Source organism: Moraxella sp. CTOTU49097 (genome assembly GCF_032064105.1).
Classification (GTDB): Bacteria; Pseudomonadota; Gammaproteobacteria; order Pseudomonadales; family Moraxellaceae; genus Faucicola; species Faucicola osloensis_B.
Genome location: NZ_DAMBOA010000012.1, coordinates 49909 through 55989, shown reverse-complemented (window position 1 = coordinate 55989; position 6081 = coordinate 49909). Strand labels below are relative to the sequence as shown.

Sequence of the window (6081 nt, the reverse complement as noted above, 5' to 3'; positions counted from 1 at the left end):
TTTTTCGGTTTGGTGGTATGCCTCGAGCAAAGGGGCTGTTTCGTGCAAAGGTCTCCAATATTAAATTGGCTATTTTTTCGCTAAATTAATTCAATTATATTGTAGTAGTACAGGTAATACGTAAACTTTCATTACTTATTGCTGATAGATAAATAAAGATATATTCTGATATAAGTATTAAGAGTATGTATAAAATTTTTTGGAGGAAATTATGTCAGAAGAAGAGTTGATACCCCGCGTATTGATTGTAGAGGATGATGAGCGTCTTGCCACCTTGACCCAAGATTATTTGCGTAAAAATGGTCTAGATGTGGCAATTGAAACTGATGGTAACCGTGCGATTCGTCGTATTGTGGCTGAGCAGCCTGATATGGTGGTGCTTGATGTGATGCTGCCAGGTAGTGACGGTCTCACGGTATGCCGTGAAGTACGTCCTCATTTTCATAACCCTATCTTAATGTTAACCGCGCGTACCGAAGATATGGACCAAGTATTAGGTCTAGAAATGGGTGCGGACGACTATGTGGCAAAACCGGTTCAACCCCGTGTGTTATTAGCGCGTATTCGTGCGCTATTGCGCCGCTCTGATACCGCGCCAACCGATGAAGTGCCGCAGCGTCTTGAATTTGGCGATTTGGTTATTGATAACGGCGGTCGCTCGGTCACTTTGAACGATGAGCTTGTTGACTTTACCAGTGCAGAATATGATTTGTTGTGGTTGTTGGCATCAAATGCAGGTCGTATTTTATCGCGTGAAGATATTTTTGAACGTCTGCGTGGTATTGAGTACGATGGTCAAGACCGCTCGATTGATGTACGTATTTCTCGTATCCGTCCAAAAATTGGTGATGATCCAGAAAACCCAAAACGTATCAAAACCGTTCGCAGTAAAGGCTATCTGTTTGTCAAAGAAAACTAACATAGTATTGACAAGCACAGTATTGATAAAAAAGTCGGCATCAAGCTGGCTTTTTTTGTCGCTATATATTTTGCTACTGACCAATTGAAAGATTTTGGACAACAATTTACTACGTTACTAGACAGTTGCTTCATGAATTTTACATTGTAATATTAATTTTGCTAGGTAATAATACGGCTATTATCTATTGACCTTAACCCTAGATTTTTATGCCGCTATTATCCTCCTTAAACCAGTCTATTTTTCTGCGAATTTATGCAGGTCTGTTATTTATCTGTTTGTTGGTTGCATTTTTTGCGCAACTGCTTATAACCACTATCAATGCAGAGCGGGTACAGACTTATCGCGAGGATATGGCATCAGCGGCATTTTATCTCATTGATTCAGGCTTATCGCGCCAAGTTACTGCCCAAGAGCGTAATTTTTGGCTCTCTGATGTCAGTACTTTATTTGATACCAAGTTTAATATCGAACCGATCTCAAAAGCGGACTTTAGAACCAGCGAAATCAATCGACTTAATAAACAACAAGCCGTAGTACGTTTTAATAGCGATAACAATACGGCTGAGATTTATTACAAAGTCTCGGGCGAGAATAACGTGTTGCATGTGAGTTTTAATAAACTCAGTGAGCAACAAATCAAAGGGGTAGGCGTGTTGCTACTCGATGATTTGTCCTACTATCGTACTTTGGCAGAAAAACAGCAACGCTTGCAACAAATTCAAAAATTTTTCCCTTTTAAGCTCACCTTGCAATCTATTAATAAACTGCAGCTTGATACCGACCAAAAAGCGCGCCTGTATCGCAAAGACATTGTGATTATGTTCCGTGACAATACCAGTGTAGAGAATTCATCGATTCGGGTATTAGCACCGACTGAAATCCAAGATACCGTGGTGGATTTGGGACCCATTCCGCTATTTAACTGGTTTCCGCTTAATCTGATTATTAGTATCACGCTTATTAGTATGTTCTTGATTAGTCTAGGTGTATATGCGCTGATTTTCCCATTAGAGCGTAAATTGCAGCTCATTCAGAGCGGTATCACTAAAGTGCGCGAAGGTAAGCTCAATACCAAAGTAAAAGTCGTGGGCGAAGATGAAATTGCTCATCTAGCCGCAACCTTTAATAGTATGACTGAGCACATCCGCCGTTTGATTGAATCCCAGCGCGAGTTGACGCGTGCCGTATCTCATGAGCTGCGCACCCCAGTAGCACGTATCCGTTTTGCCGTGGATATGCTGGCTGATACGGATGATTATGAAGATCGGATGAGTCAGCGTGATTATATCGACCAAGATATCGAATCGCTCAATGGCTTGATTGATGAAATTTTGACCTATGCCAAGCTTGAAGAAGGCTCACCCAAAATGGACTGGGAAGATGTCGATTTGCAAGAACTGGTTTCGCAGATTGTCCGTGAGACCAATGCGCTTGGTAAACCTGTCACCGTCAAAGTAGGTAAGGTGCAGAAAGGTGTGTTTGCACAAGCTGATAGACGCTATTTACACCGCGTGTTGCAAAACTTGGCAGGTAATGCCACCCGTTATGCCGAAAGCACCATTATCATCTCAGCAGGCTTAGAAAAAAATGAAGCCTTTATCAGTGTGGAAGATGATGGACAGGGTATTCCAGAAAAAGACCGTGAAAAAGTCTTTATCCCATTTGCGCGTCTGGATGATAGTCGTACCCGTGCCTCGGGTGGTTATGGTCTCGGCTTATCAATCGTGTCTCGAATTGCGTTTTGGTTTAATGGCCGGATGTCAGTGGATGAAAGCCCGACTTTGGGTGGCGCGCGATTTATCATGAAGTGGCCAAAAAGCCAGCTAGCGTCAAGTATTGAAGCCGATGAAATTACCCAAAAAAGTAGTGAGAAAAAATACACGCAAGCGCAAGGGTCATAAGCTTGTTACCAGTGATGCTTGCAAATTTGCTCAGACTGGGCTAAATTTTACTGAGTGACTCAATGGTTTAGCGAAATTTGCGCACATCAATTAACCGATGAGCGAAATCATCACAAGCGAGGATGGCATGCGTTACCTATTTTTAGCATTGGTGGTACTCAACATGGCTGTTTTTGGTTATTACAGTTTTTTGCGCAAACCTACTGAAAGCCAGTCCGTCTCACAGGCGCGCGCAGCATTGGTTCACCCTGTCACAGCCACCAATGTGTCAAGTGAATTACCCCCCATGATTGGTACTAAAAAGTAAAAATGGCTACCCGAACCAAAGTTATCAAAACCAAAGTTACTAAGGAATCATGGTTAGCCTAACCTATTAAGCAACCAATTAGGCTTCTGTCAGCTTTATTCTATAATCGGAATATTCACTACCACTACTAAGCCGCCGCCATTGGGCTGATTACGAGCGATGACGCTACCATTGTGCAGGTGAGTAATGCGGCTTACAATCGCAAGCCCAAGTCCACTCCCTTGCGTGGTACGTGCCGTTTCGCCCCGCTCAAACGGCTGCATAATCCGCTCAAGCTGATCTTCGGCAACGCCTTGCCCTTCATCGCTAACTTTAATGGTTAAGTATTTTTGTCTAGAGGTTATCTCTGGCGTTAGGGTTTCATCGGTGACCACTTGCTCGGTAGGCTGTAGATCATCATCAATGCTAATTTCAATATGAATGGGCGGCTGACCATAGCGACAAGCATTATTGACCAAATTAACAATGAGACGCTTGATGGATAAGGGTCGCAATGGCACACTGGGCAGATCGTCTTGGATGTCGATAATAAAGGGGGTGGGGGCAAACTGCACCACAATCTCGTTAATGATGGGACGCAGGTTAGTCAATCGCACTGCTTCATCTGAGCCATCTTTCATAAATGAAATAAACTGCTCCAAAATCGCGTCCATATCCTCGATGTCATACACTAGCCCTTCCCGCAAAAACTCATCGGGTAGCATCTCAGCTGTGAGTCGCATCCGCGTCAGTGGCGTGCGCAAATCATGGGAAATACCTGCTAGCATAATATTGCGTTCTTTTTGGGTTTGGATCAGGTTATGAAACAGTCGGTTAAATGCCAAATTCACCTGACGAATCTCCGTTGAGCCTTCATTGGTCACCAAATTGTTGGCGTGCCCAAGGGTGATGTAATCAATCGCCACTTTTTGTAGGCGTTTGAGCGGGCGATTTAATTGTCTGACCAAAAACAAAATAGTCAGCAACGTGGCAAGCGGAATCCCCAATAAGAAAAAATAAATCGACGTTGGGCTATATTTGGCATAAAACTTGACGGGCTCTTGCAGCCAAACATCCGGATGCGCGCTGTCTTGAATATACAAAATCGGTACGGGTTTGAATTTAAAATTGACCGATACCGGACGCTGCATCACGGTTTCCATCTGTGTTGCCATCCGCTGGGTAAAATAATCCACCAAGGTTTTTTCTTGAAAAGAAGGTATCTGTTGTGGGTCAGTAATCACGTTAATATGCGAGGCATCAATAATCCAGTTTTTAAGCTCGGGATTGTTTTTAAAATCTTTATCCGCTTTATCAATCATCAACAGCTGATGGGCAAGATAAGTCGCATGGTTTTGTAGCTCTGGTAAATACAGACTGCGCCAAAAAAACCACAGCGACAACGCCACGCTCACCAGTACCATCAACATCACCATCAAGGTGGTTTGCCAAGTGTGGCTATAGCCTTTAAGTTTGGGTAAATGCGGTTTCATGCTGGGGTATCCTGATGGTGGCTGTACAGGTGAGTCAAAACGGGCAACGGCACTTGCATCCTGTTATAATACGCAGATAGCTTGGCAAAATTAAAGGGGCAATCATGCAGTTTTCAAAGTTTGGTGAAAAGTTTACCAAAAACAGCGGTATTTTGCAGTTAATGGATGATTTGGGCAACGCGCTTAACAGTGAGCAACCGATTAATATGCTCGGCGGTGGCAATCCAGCACGGATTGATAAAGTTAACCAAACCTATTGGTCGGTGTTTAAAACCCTAGCCGAAGGTGATACGGGTTCAATGGCCATCGAAAATATCGGAAACTACTCAACACCGCAGGGCGATGCCAAGTTTATTTCAGCATTGGTAGATTTTTTTAATCGCCATTATGATTGGGGACTTACCACAGACAATATCGCCCTGACCAATGGCTCACAAAACGCATTTTTTTATTTATTCAACTTGTTTGGTGGGCAGTTTGACGATACTACACAAGGCAGCATTGATAAAAAAATTCTATTACCACTTGCTCCAGAATATGTGGGTTATGCCGATGCCCATGTGGATGGGCAGCATTTTATCGCAGTGCCACCCAGCATCGAATTTGTGCAACACCAAGGCGAAGACGGCTTTTTTAAATACCGAGTCGATTTTGACACGCTAGAAAATTTGGCTGAATTGCACAACGGCGAAATTGGGGCAATTTGTTGTTCACGCCCCACCAACCCAACAGGCAACGTACTGACCGATGACGAAATGGCGCGCCTTGAAGCGATTGCCAAGCGTTTTGATATCCCACTGATTATTGACAATGCGTATGGGATGCCGTTTCCCAATATCATCTATAGCCAAGCCACGCTCAATTGGAATGAGCAAATTATTTTGTGCTTTAGCCTATCAAAAATCGGTTTGCCTGGGGTGCGTACAGGGATTGTGGTCGCCAATCCGCAGGTGGTCAAAGCGATTAGCAGCCTAAACGCCATTGTCAATCTAGCGCCGACCCGTTTTGGCGCGGCGATTGCTACGCCACTGCTACAAGATGACAGGCTAAAAGATTTGTCAGACCACCATATTCGTCCGTTTTATCAAGGACAAGCCAAATTAGCGGTGCAGCTGCTAAAACAAGAACTGGGCGACTTGCCAAGCCCATATAACAATGCGATGAAAATCCACAAGCCTGAAGGTGCGATTTTCCTGTGGGTATGGTTTAAAGATTTACCGATAACCACGGTGGAATTGTATGAGCGATTAAAAGCCAAAGGCACATTAATTATTCCTAGCGAGCATTTCTTTGTTGGCGTGGATACTGAAAACTTTAAACATGCCCATGAGTGCATCCGCTTAAGCATCGCCCAAGATGATGATACCTTGAAAAAAGGGATTGCCACGATTGGGGAAGTGGTGAGAGCGGTTTATGCCAAGCAGTAAAAACGAGCAATAAAAAAGGGCGCACATCGCGCCCTTTTACTGTTGTTTTGAA

The 6081-nt window shown here is 43.7% G+C and carries 5 protein-coding genes; 4 read left to right on the top strand and 1 reads right to left on the bottom strand.

The genetic code is table 11. The annotated features are described in order from the left end of the window. Positions 1 to 211 precede the first annotated feature (211 nt). The 3 genes from RT064_RS08215 (at position 212) to RT064_RS08205 (ending at position 3130) form a co-directional block, all read left to right on the top strand. Positions 212 to 919 carry a response regulator gene (locus RT064_RS08215; protein ID WP_007115827.1) on the top strand — a complete coding sequence of 236 codons (708 nt, stop codon included), beginning with the start codon at positions 212 to 214 and terminating at the stop codon, positions 917 to 919. A 209-nt stretch (positions 920 to 1128) separates the two neighbouring features. Continuing rightward, on the top strand, positions 1129 to 2823 hold the full coding sequence (locus RT064_RS08210; RefSeq protein ID WP_313062785.1) for an ATP-binding protein: 1695 nt from the start codon (positions 1129 to 1131) through the stop codon (positions 2821 to 2823). A 97-nt stretch (positions 2824 to 2920) separates the two neighbouring features. Beyond that, positions 2921 to 3130 (top strand): hypothetical protein, encoded by a 210-nt coding sequence (locus tag RT064_RS08205; protein WP_253852213.1) that lies wholly within the window; start codon positions 2921 to 2923, stop codon positions 3128 to 3130. Positions 3131 to 3225: 95 nt separating this feature from the next. Here RT064_RS08205 and RT064_RS08200 read toward each other — a convergent pair whose 3' ends face one another. Next, positions 3226 to 4602, bottom strand: a complete 1377-nt coding sequence (locus tag RT064_RS08200; RefSeq protein WP_313062784.1) for an ATP-binding protein — start codon at positions 4600 to 4602, stop codon at positions 3226 to 3228. Between the two features lie 104 nt (positions 4603 to 4706). On the opposite strand from RT064_RS08200, the gene RT064_RS08195 reads away from it, so the two are divergent. Continuing rightward, positions 4707 to 6029, top strand: a complete 1323-nt coding sequence (locus RT064_RS08195; RefSeq protein WP_313062783.1) for a valine--pyruvate transaminase — start codon at positions 4707 to 4709, stop codon at positions 6027 to 6029. Positions 6030 to 6081 lie beyond the last annotated feature (52 nt).